The organism is Stenotrophomonas sp. YJH_SMC_4 (assembly GCF_059371575.1).
Genome location: NZ_JCAFUR010000006.1, coordinates 122,085 through 141,886 on the forward strand (window position 1 = coordinate 122,085; position 19,802 = coordinate 141,886).

The window sequence follows — 19,802 nt, forward strand, 5'->3', positions numbered from 1 at the left end:
CCCAGGCTTCGCCACGATCGGGCGCCGAGCTATCGCGCTGCCGTCGACCCTCTGACCACGCACCGGCCCGTCATTACGAGTCGGCGTACCGGCAGCTCCGGCGTGCGCAGGCGCTCAAGCAGCAGCGACATCGCGGCCCGCCCCATCTCCTCAACCGGTTGCTCGATCACGGTGATGCCCGGCTCGACCAGCTCGGTCCAGCGTTCGTTGTCGAAGCCGGCCAGTGCCAACGCCTCTGGAATCGCCAGCCCTGCGCCGCGGGCGGCTTTCAATGCTCCCATCAACAGCAGGCTGTTGCTGGTGACCAGTGCTTCAGGGCGGGATGGCGTAGCGAGCCACTGATCGACCGTCGCGATGGCGGCTTCGGCCGTGGGTTCAACCTCACGGTAGTCCGGCTGCAACCCATGCGTGCGCATCGCAGCGAGATAACCGTCACGTCGCTCGGCCGCGGTGGTACTGGTGCTGCCGAACAATCCGCCGATGTGCCGATAGCCGCGCTCGACCAGATGCTCGACCAGGCCTGCCATCGCTGCCGGATTGTCGAGTACCACGCTGTCGATCGGACCGCCGGGCGCGGCACGGTCCACCAGCACCGTCGGATAGTCCAGCGTGAGCCGCTCGAGCCGGCCCACCGTGGTCCGGGTTGGCGCGAAGATCAGGCCACTGATGCGCTCTTCGTGCATCAATTGCAGATACAGCGCCTCCCGCTCGGGGTCCTCGTCGGTGTTGCAGAGGGTGACCCGAAGACCTTCGCGATAGGCCACCTCTTCCACCGCGCGGATCAGCGCCGTGAAGAACGGGTTGCGGATATCCGCCACGATCAAGCCGATGATGCCGGTGTGCCGGGAGCGCAGCCGTCTTGCCTGCAGGTTGGGTCGATAGCCGGTCTGGCGGATCGCCAGCTCGACCCGGCCGCGCACGTCCTCGCTGACCGGACCGCCCCCGAGCACCCGTGACACCGTGGATTTGGACACCCCCGCCACGCGTGCGACGTCGTTGATGCTGATGCTCATTGGAAACGTTCCCGGAAACGTACGCTGTTCATGGCCGGATGGCTGTTCAGGGCAATGCTAACGCCAAAGGACTATTGGCTTTTTGTGCAGTGCACATTGAAATGTGCAGTGGGAACGTTCCCAATACGCCTCAGCCATCCCCCCGGAGCCCGCTTTGTCGCCCCTGACCTCCCCTTCCCCCGTCAGCCGGGAACTGATCCGCCTGGATGCGCGGGCACAGGACAAGACCGATGCCATCGCCCAGGTGGCCCAGATGCTGGTCGCTGCCGGCTGCGTGGCGCCGGGCTACCAGGCCAGCATGGGACGCCGCGAAGCGCTGGCGAACACCTTCCTCGGCCATGGCGTGGCGATCCCGCACGGGCTCGGCGAGGACCGCCACCTGGTGCGCCGCGACGGCATTGCGGTGCTGCAGTTGCCGGAAGGCGTGGAATGGAACCCCGGCCAGGTCACCCGCCTGGTGGTTGGCATTGCCGCCCAGTCCGATACCCACATCACCCTGCTGCGCAGGCTGACCCGCCTGATCCAGGACGAGGCCGCGCTGCAGCGGTTGTTCACTACCTCCGATGCAAGCGAAATCGTCAATGCGCTGGCCAGCGACGTCGCAGTCTCTGCCACTCACGACCCAGTGGCGGACCTGGCCGAGCGTTTCGACTGGACCATTGCTTACCCCAGCGGACTGCACGCGCGCCCGGCCACGCGCTGGGCCGAGACGGCGCGGAGTTTCATGGCCCGGGCCCAGGTGCGCGCGGGCGATCAGGCGGCCGATGCCAAGAGTCTGGTGGCGCTGCTGCAGCTCGGGCTTCGCGAGGGCGATGCCGTGCGTGTTTCTGCCGAAGGCGCCGATGCCCCCGCACTGCTGGCTGCACTACGCAAGACCATGGACGGGCTGGTCGCGCAGGAAAAGGCCGATGCGGAGCGTGCAGCGCAGCGAAAGACGGCGCCGGTCGCGGGCTGGAATCCGCCCGAAGCGCAGGCAGCGATCGTCGGCATCGGCGCCAGCCCCGGGCTGGCCATCGGTCCGCTGCATGTACTGGCCAGCGCGCAGGCCGATGTTGCCGATCGCCCTGCCCCGCTTGGCGAGGGCGGCGCGCGCCTGCAGGATGCACTCAGTCGTACCCGCCAGCAGCTGGCCGCGCTGCAGGACGACACCCAGCGCCGCCTTGGCGCCTCGGATGCGGCGATCTTCAGGGCGCAGGCTGCGCTGCTTGACGACACCGACCTGATTACCCGTACCTGCCAGCTGATGGTTGAAGGTCATGGCGTCGCGTGGTCCTGGCACCAGGCCATCGAGCAGATCGCCTCCGGGCTGGCGGCGCTGGGCAATCCGGTGCTGGCCGGGCGCGCTGCCGACCTGCGCGATGTGGGTCGGCGCGTACTGGCGCAGCTTGACCCCTCTGCGGCCGGTGGCGGCCTGGCAGATCTACCGGCGCAACCGTGCATCCTGCTTGCCGCCGACCTGTCGCCCTCGGATACTGCCAACCTTGACAGCACCCGCGTGCTCGGCCTCGCCACCGCACAGGGCGGCCCCACGTCGCACACTGCGATCCTCTCGCGCACGCTCGGCCTGCCGGCGCTGGTTGCCGGTGGCGCCGAACTGCTGGCGATCCAGGCCGGCCGCGAAGCGATCATCGACGGCAGCAGCGGGCGGCTCTACCTGTCCCCTTCCGAGGCCGATCTTGCTTCGGCACGCGCCTGGATCGCCGAGCAGCAGCAGATCCGCGCGCGCGAAGCCGCACAACGCGCGCGGCCGGCGCAGACCACCGACGGCCATCGCATCGACATCGGCGCCAACGTGAACCTGCCTGAGCAGGTGCCATTGGCGCTGGAACAGGGCGCGGAAGGTGTCGGCCTGATGCGCACCGAATTCCTGTTCCTCGAACGCGGCAGCACGCCCGGCGAGGAGGAGCAGTACGCAACCTACATGGCGATGGCCAAAGCGCTGGAAGGCCGTCCGTTGATCGTGCGTGCGCTCGATATCGGTGGCGACAAGCAGGTCGCCCACCTGGAGCTGCCGCACGAGGAGAACCCGTTCCTCGGCGTGCGCGGCGCGCGCCTGCTGCTGCGCCGCCCGGATCTGCTTGAACCGCAGCTGCGTGCGCTGTACCGCGCAGCGAAGGAAGGGGCACGCCTGTCCATCATGTTCCCGATGATCACCTCGGTGCCTGAACTGGTCGCACTGCGTGCCATCTGCGAGCGCCTGCGCGCCGAACTCGAGGCCCCCGACGTGCCGATCGGCATCATGATCGAAGTACCGGCCGCGGCCGCCCAGAGCGATGTGCTGGCGCGCCACGCCGACTTCTTCTCGATCGGCACCAACGACCTGACCCAGTACGTGCTGGCGATCGATCGCCAGAACCCGGAGCTGGCCGCAGAGGCCGACAGCCTGCACCCGGCCGTGCTGCGCGCGATCCGCACCACGGTGGACGGCGCACGCACGCAGGGGCGCTGGGTGGGTGTCTGCGGCGGCCTGGCCGGCGATCCGTTCGGCGCGATGCTGCTGGCAGGGCTGGGCGTGGACGAACTGTCGATGACCCCGAACGACATCCCGTCCGTGAAGGCACGCCTGCGTGGCAGCGCGCTGGCCGATCTGCAAACGCTGGCTGCGACGGCGCTGGACTGCGAAACCGCCGAGCAGGTGCGCGCCCTCGACGGAGACCGCGCATGAACGCCCGCGCCGTCACCGTTACCTTGAACCCGGCGATCGACCAGACCGTGCGGCTGGCCAGCCTGCGGCCGGGCCATGTGCACCGCGCCCGCAGCAGCCGCGACGATGCGGGTGGCAAGGGCATCAACGTGGCCGCCTGCCTGGCCGACTGGGGCGTGCCGACCGCCGCGCTGGGCGTGCTCGGTGGCGGCAACGACGGTGTGTTCGGCGCGCTCTTCTCCACGCGCGGCATCGTGGATGGTTGCCTGCGTATCCCCGGCAGCACCCGCACCAACATCAAGCTGGTTGACGAGGACAACGGCGAAACCACCGACATCAACCTGCCCGGCCTGGCCCTCGACGATACCGCTCTGGACGCAGTGTCGCGCAGGCTTGGCGCCTTGCTGCTGCCGGGCCTTCCGGTGGTGCTGTCCGGCAGCCTGCCGTCTGGACTGCCGTCCGATGCATGGGCGCGACTGCAGGCGCAGGCCGCCGCCGCCGGTGCGCGCGTGCTGCTGGACACCAGTGGCGACGCACTTGTGGCTGCATTGAGTGACACCGCCGGTGCGCTGCCCTACGCGGTCAAGCCCAACCGCCAGGAGCTGGAGGCCTGGACCGGCACCCCGCTGCCGGACCGCAGCGCCCTGCGCGTCGCTGGCCAGGCCTTGGTCGAACGTGGCGTTGCGCTCGTAGCGATCTCGATGGGCACCGACGGCGCGCTGTTCATTGATCGCAGCGGCGCGCTGGTCGCACGACCGCCGCGACTGGCCCAGGGCAGCACGGTCGGTGCGGGCGACGCGATGGTGGCCGGCATCGCTGCCGCCCTGCTGGAGCCGTCCATCGATCTGGACGGCTGCGCGCGGCTGGCGACCGCGTTCTCGATGAGCCGGCTGCAAAGCGGTGACGCACGACGGCTGGACCCGGCGCAGGTACGCGGGTGGACCGGCGATGTACTGATCGAGCGGTTGGATTGACCCCCCTGCCGGGAGCACGGCGGCGGCTTCGGGCTGACCGCAGCGCTTTCGGCAAGCACGAGCCCGAAGAATTCCAGGAGTTTCCATGCACGCTTTCACCGTAGTCATCGCCGCCGGCGAACGCAGCATCGAGGCGGTTCTCGCCGCCGAAGCGCTGCGCCGCGCCGCCCGCCAGCGCGGGCTCGAGCTGATGATCGAGATCCGCAGCGACCAGGGCGTGACCGGCGCACTGTCTGCCTCGGACGCCGCCGCCGCGACGCAGTTGCTGCTGGTGGGTGATGGTGAGGCGGACATCGCGCGCTTCGCCAATGCCGGGATCGTGCATGCCAGCCTGGGCGAGGTACTGGACGACCCGGCTGCGGCGCTCGCACCGCTCGCGGCCGCGGTGTCGGGCAACGCCGGCACGCATGCGGGCAAGCGCATCGTCGCCGTCACCTCCTGCCCCACCGGCATCGCCCACACCTTCATGGCGGCGGAGGGCCTGCAACAGGCCGCCAAGGCGCTGGGTCATGCAATCCGGATCGAAACCCAGGGCTCGGTGGGCGCGCAGGACGCGTTGAGTGACGAGGAAATCGCTGCCTCCGACCTCGTCCTGATCGCCGCAGACCGCGAAGTCGATCTGTCGCGCTTCGCCGGCAAGCGCCTGTTCAAGAGTGGCACCAAGCCGGCGATCAACGATGGCCAGAACCTGATCCGCAAGGCGCTGGCCGAGGCCGGCGTGCAGGCAGGTAGCGCGACTCCGGGCCGCACGGCCGAAAAAACCAGGGCCACCGGCCCCTACAAGCACCTGATGACCGGCGTGTCGTTCATGCTGCCGTTCGTCACTGCCGGTGGCCTGCTGATCGCACTGGCGTTCGCACTCGGCGGCATCTATGCCTTCGATGACGCGCACAAGGGCACGCTGGCGTGGTCGCTGTTCCAGATCGGCGCCAAGTCCGGCTTCATGTTGATGGTGCCGGCGCTGGCCGGTTACATCGCCTACTCCATCGCCGACCGGCCCGGCATTGCGCCCGGCATGATCGGCGGACTGGTAGCAGTGAACATGGATGCTGGCTTCATCGGCGGCATCCTGGCTGGCTTCATTGCAGGTTATGGCGTGCACTGGATCAACCGTGCGCTGCGCCTGCCGCGCAGCCTGGAAGGCCTCAAGCCGGTGCTGATCCTGCCGGTGCTGGGCACGCTGCTGGTCGGCCTGTTGATGATGTACGTGATCGGCACGCCGGTCGCCGGGCTGCTGGCGTGGCTGACCGACTGGCTGCGCGGCATGCAGGGCGGCAGCGCGATCCTGCTTGGCCTGCTGCTGGGCGGAATGATGGCGGTGGACATGGGCGGGCCGGTCAACAAGGCGTCCTACGCGTTCTCTACTGCATTGATTTCCAGCCAGGTCTACACGCCGATGGCGGCGACGATGATCGGCGGCATGACGCCGCCGCTGGGTATTGCACTGGCGACATGGCTGTTCAGCAACCGCTTCACCGCCGAGGAGCGCGGCACGGCCGGTGCCGCCGGCGTGCTTGGCCTCAGTTTCGTGACCGAAGGCGCGATCCCCTACGCCGCACGTGATCCGCTGCGCACCATTCCGGCGCTGATCCTTGGTTCTGCCGTGGCAGGTGCAATCTCGATGGCCGCTGGCGTCGAGCTGAAGGTGCCGCACGGCGGCGTGTTCGTGCTGCCGATCCCGAACGCAGTCACTCACCTCGGCATCTACCTGTTGGCACTGCTGGCCGGCGTGGCTGTCACCGCGGTCGCGCTGCGCATCCTCAAGAAACCGGTGACGGCGGCGACCTGATCCCCCCTGCCCTCACGGTCCTTTCGCGGCCCCTGCGCGCGCAGGGGCTCAGCGACCTACGCCCTGCACACGGAGCCCCGCCCATGACCTCCCCTTCCCACCGCCTGCTGCCGACAGCGATCCTGCTGGCCCTGCCATCACTGGCTGCAGCCGCCGACGCGCGCGACGTCTTCACCCCGAAGCTTGCCTACACCGGCGAAGCGGCCGCCACGCTCGATGGCGGCAAGCGCAGCGGCACGGCGTATGCCGGCCAGCTGATGTTCGGTGCCGACGTGGACCTGGACGCCGCGTTTGGCTGGAGGGGTGCGACGATCAAGGCGTACGGCATCAACCGCCACGGCACCAATCTCGCCAACAGCAGCACGGGCAACAGCACCTCGGTGCAGGAAATCTACGGTGGCCAGGGCACGCGCCTGGCCAACCTGACGCTGGAGCAGAAACTGCTCGACGACCGGCTGGTGCTGGAAGCCGGGCGCAGCGTCGCCAACATCCATCATCTTGGTTCGGAGCTGTGCCAGTACTTCCAGGGCAACTCGGCCTGCGGCAACCCGACCTATGTGTTCCGCACCAGCAGTTTCACCTGGTGGCCGGTATCGAGCTGGATGGCCGATGCCACGGTCTGGGTGACGCCGGATGTCTACGTTCGCGTCGGCGCGTACCAGGTCGACCCGAGCCAGGCCGAGGACGGCCAGCACGGCCTGAAATGGAGTACGAACCAGGCCACCGGGTGGATCGTGCCGTACACGATCGGCTGGCGCAGCCCGGCATCGGCGCGCTTGAAGGCCCGCTATGAACTGGGTGGCTGGCAGGACAACTCGACCTATCGCGACCCGCTGCGCGATGCCAACGGCATTCCCGCGCTGCTCAGTGGCCAGGAGTACGTGACACGCCACGGTCGTTCCGGTGCGTTCGCCCGCTTCGAACAGCAGCTTGCCGGCGATGGCAATGGTCGTGGCCTGACCCTTTTCGGCGCTGCGCTCAAGGGTACCTCCGGGCAGTTGATCGAGGATCACTTCCTGCAGGCCGGGCTTGTGCAGAAAGGCACGTTCGCCAGCCGGCCGCAGGACAGCATCGCCTTCGTCGTGACCCAGCAGAAGTACAGCAGCATCGCACTGGAAAACCTGCGCCTTGCCCGTGCCGCGGCGGGTGGCAGCGGCACCCCGCATGGGAGCCAGGTGATGATGGAGCTGAGCTATGGCATCGAGGTCACCCCGCAGCTTCGGGTCGCGCCGAACCTGCACTACATCGTGCATCCGGACCAGTTCAACGAACCCGCACGCCAGCGGGACCTGCCGAACGCGTTGATCGCCGGCCTTCGGGTCGATTGGAGTCTGTAGGAGAATCCGTTTTCGTCCACGCGATTGCCGCTCAACGGCTCATCAAGTCTCGAAGTGGGCTTTCAGCCAGTCGTCGACACCCTCCAGTTTCGCGCCAATGCTTGCATTGAACGTCCCATCCAGGCTCCAGGAAACGCCCCTGCCCTGGGCGAAGGCGGCACGGTACTTCCTGATCATGTTTGATGGGTCACCGGCAAGCTCCTCCATCAGCTGGGGAACGCTCCACACGTTCAGCTTGAACGGAACACCGAAGTGTTCCTCAAGGATTGCGGGCAGCTCCTCATAACGGAGCGTGTCTCCCGCAAGATAGACGATCTCGTTTCGAAGGGGGGGCGAGTGAAAGACGATCTGTGCAGTCATTGCACCGATGTCCTCCGGCGTGGTCAGCGTAACCGCATTGGAGGCTGTGCCAAGTGCATTGACCTTTCTGCCGGGAAGATCGATGACGCCAAACTCCGGCTCGAAGAGGTAGCTGGTGAACATGCCGGTGGAAATGACCACCCAGTGCATTTCGGCCTGTGAGCGGAGAAAGTCGCGTACATCCAGCTGGGCGTCGAAAAGATCCTGCGGCCCGCCGCGTCCGATGGCGTCAAAGTCGACCCCGAATTGCCAAGGGAAGTACCTGGGAATGCCCGACTTCACGGCGGCGCGCGCTACCTTCATGGGAGTGTCGCGGCCAGCAGCGTAGCCGGTGCAGCCGATGACCGTGTCATAACCGGAAAACAGATCAGCCAGCTCATCGACCGTGGCAGTGACCAGGTCGCCAGGAACGAGGGCCACTCCCAGCGAGCGGATCTGGTCAATGACCGTACGTTTGTCCGGTAGCGTGGATTCTATCGACGCAGGCCTCAGCATCACGCTGATGCTTGCGTCATGCACGACCGCGAGCCGGGCCAGGTTGCGGATGACGGGCATTCCGAGTTCGCCGGCACCCAGGACCAGGATTGAGCGGGAAGCAATCGGGGGAGACATTGAAACCACCATCTGTGTGTACGATGGCGGCGATTCTGCGCCCCTCCCTCGTTGCCACGTAAGAAGGCACACCGATGATACCGACCGCACCGTTCATGAGTTCCGATGAGCTTCTGCGACATTCACAATCGATATGCGACGGCATGAGCGCGGACGACGACGGTCTGCGCCGCGAGGTACTCGCGCATGCCGGCAGCCGCTGGTCGCTGGGCATCATTCACGCCCTGGGGGTCTACGGAACACTGCGTCACGCCGATGTGGCACGTCGGATGAAAGGAATCACGCAGCGCATGCTGACGCGCACCCTGCGTCAGCTTGAAAGGGACGGACTGATCAACAGGCAGGATTACCGTGAGGTTCCGCCGCGCGTGGAGTACACCATCACTCCGCTGGGCAGGGAGCTGCTGGTTCTTATGATCCCGATGTGGACCTGGGTCGTGGGACACGCCGAGGAATTCCGCCGCTGCCGGGAGAATTTCGACACACATCAAGGCCCTTCCCCTGACTGACCCGGCCTGCATCCGGTGCATCCAGGCGCTCCCGCCAGCCGTATGTAGGATGCCCGCGCTGTGCGGGCATCCTATCGAGGAACGCACCGTGAACGCTCTTCAGCGCATCGCCGCCGCAGTCAGCTTCGCCGTATTCGTCTCAGCCGCTTCCGCCAGCTTCGCCGCAGCTCCGGTAATGGTTGGCGGGGCCGAGATGTACCCGACCAGGACCATCGTTGAAAACGCCGTGAACTCCAGGGATCACACCACGCTGGTGGCAGCGGTCAAGGCCGCGGGCTTGGTCGAGACCCTCAATGGCGCCGGTCCCTTTACCGTCTTTGCGCCCACCAATGCGGCCTTCAACAAGCTTCCAGCAGGCACGGTCGATACACTGGTGAAGCCTGAAAACAAGGCGCAGCTCACCCGGATCCTCACCTACCACGTGGTCCCAGGACGGTTCAGTTCCGCCCAGCTCCTGGCCGATGCCAGGAAGCACGGTGGAAAAGCCACGCTGAAGACAGTGCAAGGCGAGCCGCTTACCGTGGCGCTCCACGACGGCAAGCTGTGGGTGATCGACGCCAAGGGTGGCAAAGCAGGCATCAGCATCGCCGACGTCAACCAATCCAACGGCGTCATCCACGTTGTCGATACCGTGCTGATGCCGAAGTAGTGGCGCGCCCTGCCAGACCCTGCCACTCCGGCCAGCAGCATGAAGCAGTGGACGAGGATCCGGGCGCAGGCCCGGCTCCTCCGATCACTGAAGCGCCTGGGCCAGCTTGAGTACATCCGCCGGGAATGTCGCGTAGTCATCCAGTGGCGCGCGATGGCTGTCGCGTCGGTGGATGAGGCGCACGGCAACCACGCGCTGCTGCGGAACGATGACCAGGTGCTGGCCCAGGTAACCGTTGGCGGCGTAGGCAACGGTGGGGCCGCGTTGGATGTCGAACATGTCGGACAGCTTGAGTCCACGACCGGTGATCTCGCTGCCATAGTGCTGCGGCCAGTCCGCCCCAAGTCGCTCGGCCACGTACGCAATCAATGCACTCTTGCTGTCGAATACCCTGCCCCCGGTGGCCAGCAATGCCTGCTGGACCGGAGCGCTGACCCCATGCTGCGCCAGGAAGCCGGCCATCTGGCCTTTCAGCTCATAACGCTCCCATGCTGGAATGCGCCACCACAGAAGACCAACATCCGGGGAGCGGGCACTTGCTCCAGTCAGCAGCGCCACCGACCGCTCGCTCAGCACGCGCGTACCCGCCGGGGTCACGCCGCCATCAAGCAGCAGCTGCCCGATCTTCGCCAGATCGCGGGCACTCAGCGACAATCCGGCCATGCCCAAGGGGGTGCCCGCACCGTCCTTCAACCAGGTAAATCGGGCAATGCCCACCGGTTTGAACAGGCGCTTCTCAAGGTAGGCATCCATCGGTTCCCCTGCCAGACGCTCGACAATGCCGGGCAGCAGATTGGTAGCCTTGTTGTTGTAGGAGAACGTGGTACCTGGATCGCTGCTCAGCTCTGCCGCCAGTGCGAGCTTGACCAGGTCCGGCGCAGCTTCCAGCTCTTCCCCCGCGTTGGCCATGTTCTGCAGGCCGGAGGTATGGTCCAGCAGCATGCGTACCGTGATGTCCCTTTTCCGCCCCTGCTTCCACTCCGCGAAGATGTTGCTTACCGGCTCGTCGACCGAGGCCAGCTTTCCGTCGTCCAGCAGGAGCATGACGGCCAGCGCCACCACCGACTTGGTGGCAGACATGAGGTGAACCGGCTCCTCGCCAGTCTCTGGCTGTGGCTCCAGCAGTGCTTTTCCATCCTTCCAGACAAGCACCGCGTCGGAATGCGCGGCACGGGCGTTGCGTTCGATCGTCGCGACGGCGTCGGCCGTGGTGGTCGTGCTGGCCAGTGCAGGGAGGGCCAGCATCAAGGCCGCGAAGCCGGACAACCATCGTGCAGTTTTCATGGGCATCTCTTCCGGTGAATGCCTGTCCACATTGCCTACAGCCGTAGTCACGACCGAGTGCCTGAAGTCATGCCCGGCCACATGACAGCATCAGCACCACGTCCACTGCATGGCCCCGTAGTCCGCCAGCGGATACGCGAAGCCGATGGCCCTTCCTGCGGACCCGCTTTCTGATGGTTCCGATCCGGCCGTTGCAGTCGCAGGAAAGGGGCAAGGCCGCTCGATTTTGTTTCGCATTGCAGCAAATGCGGCGTGCCAGGCAGCACTGCTGATCGCTCAACTGTCTGATTTCCCGGGCTTCTGGTCATCCATCGTTCATTCTGATTGACAGCGTTGTCAGGTGGCGCTTACAAGAGCCCACGTCCGGCGCGTGGCGCGGGAACGTCCAGACATCACTTATGGGGAGAGAGGGACCCTATGACCGGCCATTTCAGGAAGAGCACACTCGCACAGGCAGTACTTGCCACCATCGTCACCGCCACTGCAGCGCTGCCCGTCGCAGCGCAATCAGCCAAGGAAAGCAGCTCGACCGCCACCAGCGAGGCACGGGAGGCCTCAACCCTGGACGCCGTCATCGTCACTGTCGAACGCCGGGAACAGGACCTGCAGAAATATGCAGGTACTGCCCAGGCAATTTCCGCGGACGATACGCGTGCGCTGGGCATCAACAATGAGCTGCGCAACATCCAGGCCCTGGTGCCGGGCATGAGCATGGCCAACCAGGAAGGCAACCTGGAGATCTTCATCCGCGGCGTGGGCTCTTCGAACAACACCGAACTGGGTGATCCGGGCGCCGCGCCCCACATCAACGGGGCCTACATTGCACGACCGCGCGGTCTGGGCGGCATGTTCTACGATGTCGAGCGGGTGGAAATCAACAAGGGCCCGCAGGGCACGCTGCGCGGCCGCAATGCGCTGGCCGGCACGCTGAACATCATCACCAAGCGCCCCGACCTGGAAGCGTTCGGTGGGTATGTTCAGGCCGAGGCCGGCAATCGTGACCATCGCGGTGGCGAGTTCGCCCTGAATCTCCCGATCGGTGGTGGCGCGGCCTTCCGCGTGGCTGGCTACAAGGTGGAGAAGGACTCTCCGTTCAAGAATGCGGGGCGCGCGCAGGACCTGGAACCGGCTGGCGTGCAGGACGACCGGGGCGCTCGACTGTCGTTCCTCTACCAGCCGGATGACAAGCTGTCGATCTTCGCCATGGCCGACATCGGCAAGGAAGGCGGCACGGGCTATCCCGGCGCCAACGTCTACACCGCCGCCAGGGCCGGCTACCTGCCCGACGATGTCGACCTGCGGAAGATCATCTACCGTGGCGCGCAGGGCAAGCTCGACAGCACCAACTGGGGGGCGCAGACCAGCATTTCCTACGACTTCGGCAAGGTGGCGGTGGAGTACAACGGCAGCTACCGCAACGTGGACTACCGCCAGACCAATGCGCAGAGCGAAGGCATCCTCTGGCCGGGCCGCAACATCGATCCGGTATCGCCCAGCAACCCGGGTGGCATCGATTACGACAACTACTCCACCCAGTACTGGCTGACCGAGTCGGAGTCGCAGGTACATGAGCTGCGGTTCACGTCCGACCAGGACGAGCGGCTGCGCTGGACCACCGGCCTGTTCCACTTCAACGAGGACCAGCGGGTGGGCTACCTTTCGCTGGTGGACAAAGGGCGCTGGTATTCGGGCACTGAATTCACCATGCCCAAGGTCAATGGCAAGTCTTCCGCCGTTTTCGCCGATGGCACGTTCGACGTCAACGATCGCCTGCGCCTGAAGGGCGGCCTGCGCTACTCCGAGGAGAAGAAGTCGCGTTACGGCATCGGCGGCAACTGGTCGCTGGGCCTGCCTGGCCAAGGCGGGGACTTTGCCACTCGCCTCGGCACGCCCGGCTTCGAGCCCGCGTTCATGAGCCGTCCGAACTTTGATGTCAGCAACATCACCTCGCAGGCGGAGATGGCCCGCTTCCTGCTGCAGGGCGTGCTGCGACACGGTCGCAACGACACCTTGCTGCAGCAGATCGGCGCGGTGCCCGATGGCGGCCCATTCGGCTGCGTGGACCGTCCCGACATCGGTGGCGATACCGTCGATTGCCCGTACCAGAGCTGGGCCCAGGTCAGCGCGATTCCGGCCCAGCAGTTCGGCAAGAGCAAGTTCAGCTTTACCGACTGGCGCGCGGGTTTCGAGTACGACGTGAGCGACGACAGCCTGCTGTACGGCCTGGTGTCGACCGGCCACAAGGCGGGCGGCTTCAACGACACGTTTGATCCGAAGGAGATTCCCGAGACCTTCAAGCCCGAATCGATCATTGCCTACGAAATCGGCAGCAAGAACTCCTTCCAGATGCTGGGTCGCACCTCGACCTTCAACGTCAGCGGGTTCTATTACGACTACAGCGACCAGGTGTTCCAGGACCTGGCGGTGATCGCCACCAACCCGACCACCGGTGAAGCCACCGGCTATGCGCTGGTCAACCGCAACGTCGGCAAGTCCGCTGTGTACGGCCTGGAGGCGGAAAGCACCTTGCGACTCCCGCACAACTTCATGGTCAACATCAATGCACTCTGGATGGACAGTGAGATCAAGCGCGGCACCGTCGCCGATGTCCGCAGCCAGAACTACGACGCCGGTGGCGCCACTTCGTTGATCGACCTGTCCGGCAATGAACTGCCTCTGGCCTCGAAGCTCACCTTCAACGTGCGCCTGCAGCATACGACCGAGCTGCGCTTTGGCACCTTCGACTGGCAGTTGCTGGCCTCGTACCGCTCGGCCTTCTATCTCACCCAGTACAACAACCGGGACGTAGAGTTCATCCGACAGGATCCGGCCACTGGTGAGCTGGTCCATGACCGTACCGAAAGTGCCGCTGCGGCCGGCTTCCCTGACCGCCAGAAGGGCGAGACCACCTTGAACGCGGGCATTGGCTTCACCTCACTGAGCGGCAACTGGCGGGTGGAAGCCTGGGGCAACAATCTGCTGGGCAACGACGTCTCGCAGAAGGCCCTGGTGGGTTCCGGCATCAACGTCCGCTTCCTGAACGATCCGCGCAGCTACGGCCTGCGCCTGCGTTACCAGTTCTGAGCAACGCAGCCTTGAAGGAGGGCCGGTTTCGCCGGCCCTCCGTGCGCAATCACCACGTCCCGCCCTGTGCGACAACGCACGGGGCGTCGCCCTGCCCGCGATGACACGAGAATCATGAAACACACAACCCGCTGGTCGCAGTTCGGTGTACTCATCACCGTCTTCTTCTTCTGGGGCTTCGTTGCCGCAAGCAACGGCATCCTCATTCCGGTGTTCAAGAAGGCGTTCCATCTCAGCCAGGCGCAGAGCATGTACGTGGCGATGGCTTTCTACGTTGCCTACACCGCCGGTTCGCTGATCTACATCGCCGTCTCCCGCGCCATCGGCAGCGACCTGCTGCACAGGGTGGGCTACCGCAACGGCATCTGCCTTGGCCTGCTGGTCTCGGCACTGGGTGCCCTGCTCTTCTATCCCGCGGCCAACACCGGCTCGTTTGCACTGATGCTGTCCGGCCTGTTCATCGTTGGCCTGGGCTTCTCGCTCCAGCAGATCGCAGCCAATACGCTGGCGGTGATCATGGGTGATCCGGCCACTGGATCGCAGCGCCTGACCATGGCCGGCGGTGTCAACAACCTGGGCGCGACGGTAGGCCCACTGCTGGTGAGCATTGCCATCTTTGGCAGCGTGTCAGCGGGCAACACAGAGGCGAGCATCGAGAGCGTAAAGATCCCATACCTGGTGCTGGGCGCCGCCTTCGTACTGGTAGCCGTGCTGCTGCGGCTCTCGAGCGTGCCCAATCATGTCGAGCTGTCCGCGACGGTCCCCGCAGGTGCAACCGGGGCAGATCACCAGACAGATCGCAGATCTGCGCTCGCTTACCCGCAGCTGGTCATGGGCATGATCGCGATCTTCCTTTACGTCGGCGTGGAGGTATCGACCATCGACAATCTTCCAGCCTACCTTGAGCAGCCCTTGAGCAAGGGTGGACTGGGGCTGGAAACCTCGGTGATCGCCCCGTTCGTGTCGCTGTACTGGGCCAGCCTGATGATCGGCCGCTGGGGTGGTGCCGCAGGCGCGTTCGATGTGCGCGCAGGCACCCGGAAGCTGTTGATGCTGGTGTTGCCGTTCGTCGCGTTCGCCATCTACCTTGCCGTCAACGCGATCTCTGGCCACAACTCCGCACAGTTCCTGCACTACGCGCCGGTGATCGTCCTGATGATCATTGCCACCCTGGCCAGCAGGGGCAATCCGTCGCGCATGCTGCTGTACTTTGCCGTGTGTGGCATTGCGGCGCAGCTGGTCGGCATGTTCACCACCGGCATGACCAGTGTGATCGCCTTCATCAGTGTCGGGCTGTTCTGCAGCACGATGTGGCCCTGCATCTTTACCCTGGCCATCAGCGGCCTGGGCCGCCATACCAACCAGGCAAGCAGCCTGCTGATCATGATGATCATGGGCGGCGGCATCGTCAGCTGGGCGCAGGGTGCGCTTGCCGACAAGGTCGGCGTGCACTACAGCTTCATCATTGGCGTGCTGTGTTTCTGTTATCTGGCGTTCTACGCCTGGGCGGCCGGCCGTACACTTCGTCGCCAGGGTGTTGATCTGGAGCGATTGGCAACCGAAGCGGGCCACTGAGCTGAACCGCGCCCCTGCCCTGCCAGCGCGGCGTCCCGATCGCGCCGGCAGGCCGTTGGACCGCGTTCAATCGTGACGGACCGGCCCCGTGGATCGCCGGACCTGCAGGGCGTAGTCAATATCGACCACGCCACCGCTGCCGAGCTCGCGCACTTCCTTGATCAGCTCCATGGCCGCCCGCCGGCCCATCTCTCGGGTGGGCTGGCAGACCGTGGTCAACGCCGGATAGATCTGGCGGGCGATCGGCGTGTCATCGAAACCACAGACAGAGATGTCGCCCGGCACCGAAAGGCCGTGCTCGAACACCGCGCAGATGACCCCGGCCGCCATATCGTCGTTGGCAGCGAAGATGGCAGTCGGCCGATCAGGCCGATCAAGCAGTGCGTTGGCGCCGATGTAGCCGGATTCGTATGAGAACTCACCTTCCAGCACCAGGCTGGGGTCGTAGCGCAGGCCTGCCCTGCGCAGGCCTTCGCGATAGCCTGCCAAGCGCCACATGCTTGCGCCATGCGCGGCGTGTCCCTTGATATGGGCGATGCGGGTATGGCCCAGCGAGGCCAGGTGTGCGATCAGCGCCACCACCGCGCCGATTTCATCCACGACGACGCCCACGTTCCGGTTCTGTTCCTTCGCCGAAATGCTGGAGTACGGAATGCCCAGGTCGACCAGGCGTTCCAGCAGGGCCGTGTCGTCGGTCAGGGGCGGCGTCAGCACCACGCCGTCGAGCTGCGACTGCATGATCAATGACTCGACCTTTTCCACGATATCGGCCGCGTCGTAGATCAGCGGAGCGAGCATCAGGTTGTAGTGCTGTTCCATGCAGGCATCCAGCACCCCCATCTCGATCTCCATCAGATAGTTCGAGGACGGATTATCGAAGAGCATCGCGATCAGGTAGGAACGCCGGCCGGCGAGGACCCGTGCAGAGGGCAAGGGACGGTAACGCAGCTTTTCCACTGCCGCGTCCACCCGGGCCCGGGTGCTCTTGGAGACGTTCGGCTCGTTGTTGAGCACCCGCGAGACGGTCTTCATCGAGACCCCGGCCGTTGCCGCGACATCCTCGATCCGCACGCGTCCCGGCCTGCCTGCGAGCACCTGCTCAGGTCCCGGCATCCCCCGCCCTCTGCCCGTCATAGCCTCACCATCTCTACCGAAATCCTGCACCACGGGATGTGGATGCAGATGCAACTTTATCCTCAAAACCCATGCCGCTGTGCAGCAAGCATTCGTTCCACGGGCTGGGTATGCTCGACTTCGACTGACAACGCTGTCAGGTTGCTTTCTGGTCGCCGAGCCCATCCAAGCCACCCTTCCGAGATGATTGTTCCGATGAACGTCCGTCATTCCGATCGTGCGAAGCGCAACCCCGTTCTACGTCCACACCGCCTGCTGCTGGCTGCATCGCTTGCCATGGCGCTGGTGCCTGCGACCGGTGCGGCCCCTGCCCCGGTGAACGACGCAGGTACCATCACTCCCGCGCACTGGCCCAAGGCAACCTGGCCGCTGGCCAACGATCCGGCCATGGAACGACGCATCGACGCGCTGATCGCATCAATGACGCTGGAAGAAAAGGTCGGCCAGATCGTGCAGGGCGATATCGCCAGCATCACGCCCGACGACGTGCGCAGATATCGATTGGGTTCAATACTGGCGGGCGGCGCATCCGACCCAGGTGGCCGCTACAACGCAAAAGCCGCCGAATGGCTTGCGCTGGCCGACGCGTTCTGGGAAGCCTCGATGGACACGCGCAACGGTGGCAAGGCCATTCCCATCGTCTGGGGCATTGATGCGATGCATGGCCAGAGCAATGTGGTGGGTGCCACTCTGTTCCCGCACAACATCGGCCTGGGCGCAGCGCGCAACCCGGAACTGCTGCGCGAGATCGCAAGGATCACCGCTGCCGAAACCCGTGTGACCGGCATGGAATGGACCTTCGCGCCGACCGTGGCCGTTCCGCAGGACGACCGCTGGGGGCGCACGTACGAAGGCTACTCGGAAGATCCGGCATTGGTGGCCAGCTATGCAGGGGCATTCGTCGAAGGCCTGCAGGGCAAGGCGGGGGCTGCTGACTTCCTCGACGACCACCACGTGATGACCACGGTCAAGCATTTTCTCGGCGATGGCGGCACGGGCAACGGCAAGGACCAGGGCAACACCACGGTCAGCGAGGCAGAACTGCGCGACATCCATGCCGCCGGATACCTGCCGGCGATCAATGCGGGCGCGCAGTCGGTGATGGCGTCCTTCAACAGCTTCCATGGCGAGAAGATGCATGGGCACAAGCCGTTGTTGACCGATGTGCTGAAGGGCCGGATGGGCTTCGGCGGCTTCGTGGTCGGTGACTGGAACGGCCATGGCCAGATCAAGGGCTGCAGCAACACCGACTGCGCCAGGACCTACGTGGCGGGCCTGGACATGGCGATGGCACCGGACAGCTGGAAGGGGATGTATGAAAGCACGCTGGCCCACGTGAAGGACGGCAGCCTGCCGGAGGCGCGGCTGGACGATGCCGTCCGCCGCATTCTGCGGGCGAAGATGCGCATGGGCCTGTTCGACAAACCCAAGCCGTCCGAGCGCGCATTGGGCGGCAGATTCGAGCTGCTCGGGGCGCCGGCGCATCGCCAGGTGGCGCGGCAGGCCGTGCGTGAATCGCTGGTGCTGCTCAAGAACCAGAACCAGCTGCTGCCACTCCCGCCGAAACAACGGGTGCTGGTTGCGGGCGATGCCGCGAACGACATGAGCCGTCAGGCGGGCGGCTGGACGCTCAGCTGGCAGGGCGATGGCACGCGTCGGGAGGACTTCCCGAATGCTGAAACGATCTGGGAAGGCCTGGAGGCACAGGTCAGGTCGGGCGGCGGCCAGGCCGAACTGGCGGTCGATGGCCGTTATCGCAGCCGGCCCGATGTGGCCATCGTGGTGTTCGGCGAAGATCCGTATGCCGAGTTCCAGGGCGACTTGCCCAACCTGATGTTCAAGAACGGCAAGTCCGGAGACCTGGAGCTGATGCGACGCCTGAAGGCAGACGGCATTCCGGTCGTGGGGGTGTTCCTGAGCGGGCGCCCGTTGTGGCTGAACCGCGAAATCAACGCAGCCGATGCCTTCTTGGCCGCGTGGCTGCCGGGATCGGAAGGTGGGGGCGTGGCCGATGTGCTGCTGCGTGGGGCCGATGGGCGCGTGCAACACGACTTCCGCGGAAAGCTGAGCTACTCCTGGCCACGCCGCGCCAACCAGTACCAGAACAACGTGGGGCAGAAGGACTACGACCCGCAGTTCGCCTTCGGATACGGCCTGACCTATGCCGACAAGGGAAATCTGCCTGCGCTTTCCGAGGACCCGGGCATTGATCCGGACGCCGCCGGTAGCGGTACTCTGTTCGATCGTGGTGTGGCCGGCACTGGGCTGATGCTTCGCCTGACTGCCGCCAATGGCGAATCGACCGATGTCGTGCATCCCAATGCAACGACTGCCGACCAGTCACTGGCGATGGTCGCAATCAACACCGATGTGCAGGAGGGCGCACGCCGGTTCAGTTTCCGGGCGCCGGCCACGGTGGCGTTGCAGGCCAATACTCCGCTGGACTGGTCGCGCGAGACCAACGGCGAGCTGTCCGTGGTAGCAACCGTGCGTGTCGAACAGCTCCCGGCAGAAGCCGCAGTGACACTCGGTACCGCCTGCGGGGCGGCCTGTGCTGCCGAGGTTGCGCTGGGCCCTGCGCTGTCGGTGGCGCCGCGCAATGAGTGGGTCAGGCTGGGCGTTCCCCTCAAGTGCCTGGCCAAGGCCGGGGCGGACATGAGCCGCTTGAACGTGCCGTTTGCGCTGCGCGCCGGAAAGGGCACAACGCTTGCGATCACCTCGGTCGTACTGGGCACCGAGTTCGATCGCAAGGTGGAGTGTGCGTCGCAGTAGGCGCGGTGTTGAATGCCCTGGTGCGGCCGTCACGTAACGTGCCGCGTCAGGGCCTTTGCTGGGCAG

At 65.5% G+C, this 19,802-nt stretch carries 14 protein-coding genes; 10 read left to right on the top strand and 4 right to left on the bottom strand.

The features are described 5' to 3' along the window. Nucleotides 1–29: 29 nt before the first annotated feature. Nucleotides 30–1,013, bottom strand: a complete 984-nt coding sequence (locus AC5P9F_RS11735; RefSeq protein ID WP_059034461.1) for a LacI family DNA-binding transcriptional regulator — start codon at nt 1,011–1,013, stop codon at nt 30–32. 154 nt (nt 1,014–1,167) lie between these two features. On the opposite strand from AC5P9F_RS11735, the gene ptsP reads away from it, so the two are divergent. The 4 genes from ptsP to AC5P9F_RS11755 all read left to right on the top strand — a co-directional run bounded on the left by ptsP (nt 1,168) and on the right by AC5P9F_RS11755 (nt 7,757). Beyond that, nucleotides 1,168–3,678 carry a phosphoenolpyruvate--protein phosphotransferase gene (ptsP, locus tag AC5P9F_RS11740; protein WP_308678754.1) on the top strand — a complete coding sequence of 837 codons (2,511 nt, stop codon included), beginning with the start codon at nt 1,168–1,170 and terminating at the stop codon, nt 3,676–3,678. Beyond that, complete coding sequence (locus AC5P9F_RS11745) at nt 3,675–4,631, top strand: 1-phosphofructokinase family hexose kinase (protein WP_099484631.1); 957 nt, start codon at nt 3,675–3,677, stop codon at nt 4,629–4,631. The genes ptsP and AC5P9F_RS11745 overlap by 4 nt, the downstream gene beginning before the upstream one ends. Nucleotides 4,632–4,716: 85 nt before the next feature. Then, entirely contained in the window at nt 4,717–6,420 is a 1,704-nt protein-coding gene (locus tag AC5P9F_RS11750; RefSeq protein ID WP_180882201.1) for a PTS fructose transporter subunit IIC, read from the top strand. Nucleotides 6,421–6,503: 83 nt separating this feature from the next. Beyond that, complete coding sequence (locus tag AC5P9F_RS11755) at nt 6,504–7,757, top strand: carbohydrate porin (protein ID WP_180882200.1); 1,254 nt, start codon at nt 6,504–6,506, stop codon at nt 7,755–7,757. A gap of 42 nt (nt 7,758–7,799) precedes the next feature. Here the strand turns inward: AC5P9F_RS11755 and AC5P9F_RS11760 are convergent, their stop codons facing one another. Continuing rightward, a complete protein-coding gene (locus AC5P9F_RS11760) occupies nt 7,800–8,729 on the bottom strand; it encodes an aromatic alcohol reductase (RefSeq protein ID WP_495231960.1) in 930 nt (309 codons plus the stop codon). Between the two features lie 143 nt (nt 8,730–8,872). On the opposite strand from AC5P9F_RS11760, the gene AC5P9F_RS11765 reads away from it, so the two are divergent. Beyond that, nucleotides 8,873–9,238 (top strand): winged helix-turn-helix transcriptional regulator, encoded by a 366-nt coding sequence (locus tag AC5P9F_RS11765; protein WP_258014610.1) that lies wholly within the window; start codon nt 8,873–8,875, stop codon nt 9,236–9,238. Nucleotides 9,239–9,287: 49 nt separating this feature from the next. Next, nucleotides 9,288–9,887, top strand: a complete 600-nt coding sequence (locus AC5P9F_RS11770) for a fasciclin domain-containing protein (protein ID WP_219625354.1) — start codon at nt 9,288–9,290, stop codon at nt 9,885–9,887. Between the two features lie 84 nt (nt 9,888–9,971). On the opposite strand, the gene AC5P9F_RS11775 is transcribed toward AC5P9F_RS11770, so the two are convergent. Next, nucleotides 9,972–11,171 (bottom strand): serine hydrolase domain-containing protein, encoded by a 1,200-nt coding sequence (locus AC5P9F_RS11775; RefSeq protein WP_495231963.1) that lies wholly within the window; start codon nt 11,169–11,171, stop codon nt 9,972–9,974. Nucleotides 11,172–11,316: 145 nt separating this feature from the next. Here AC5P9F_RS11775 and AC5P9F_RS11780 point away from each other — a divergent pair, with 145 nt between their 5' ends. From AC5P9F_RS11780 to AC5P9F_RS11790, 3 genes are all read left to right on the top strand, one after another. Next, the gene (locus AC5P9F_RS11780; protein WP_180873723.1) at nt 11,317–11,499 is read left to right on the top strand and encodes a hypothetical protein; all 183 of its coding nucleotides are present in this window, start codon (nt 11,317–11,319) and stop codon (nt 11,497–11,499) included. 89 nt (nt 11,500–11,588) lie between these two features. Continuing rightward, complete coding sequence (locus tag AC5P9F_RS11785; RefSeq protein WP_049404476.1) at nt 11,589–14,255, top strand: TonB-dependent receptor; 2,667 nt, start codon at nt 11,589–11,591, stop codon at nt 14,253–14,255. Between the two features lie 66 nt (nt 14,256–14,321). Beyond that, nucleotides 14,322–15,830 (top strand): MFS transporter, encoded by a 1,509-nt coding sequence (locus tag AC5P9F_RS11790; RefSeq protein ID WP_111108932.1) that lies wholly within the window; start codon nt 14,322–14,324, stop codon nt 15,828–15,830. A 66-nt stretch (nt 15,831–15,896) separates the two neighbouring features. Here AC5P9F_RS11790 and AC5P9F_RS11795 read toward each other — a convergent pair whose 3' ends face one another. Then, entirely contained in the window at nt 15,897–16,943 is a 1,047-nt protein-coding gene (locus AC5P9F_RS11795; protein ID WP_005409722.1) for a LacI family DNA-binding transcriptional regulator, read from the bottom strand. 216 nt (nt 16,944–17,159) lie between these two features. Here AC5P9F_RS11795 and AC5P9F_RS11800 point away from each other — a divergent pair, with 216 nt between their 5' ends. Continuing rightward, entirely contained in the window at nt 17,160–19,736 is a 2,577-nt protein-coding gene (locus AC5P9F_RS11800) for a glycoside hydrolase family 3 protein (protein WP_180881210.1), read from the top strand. Nucleotides 19,737–19,802: the final 66 nt, after the last annotated feature.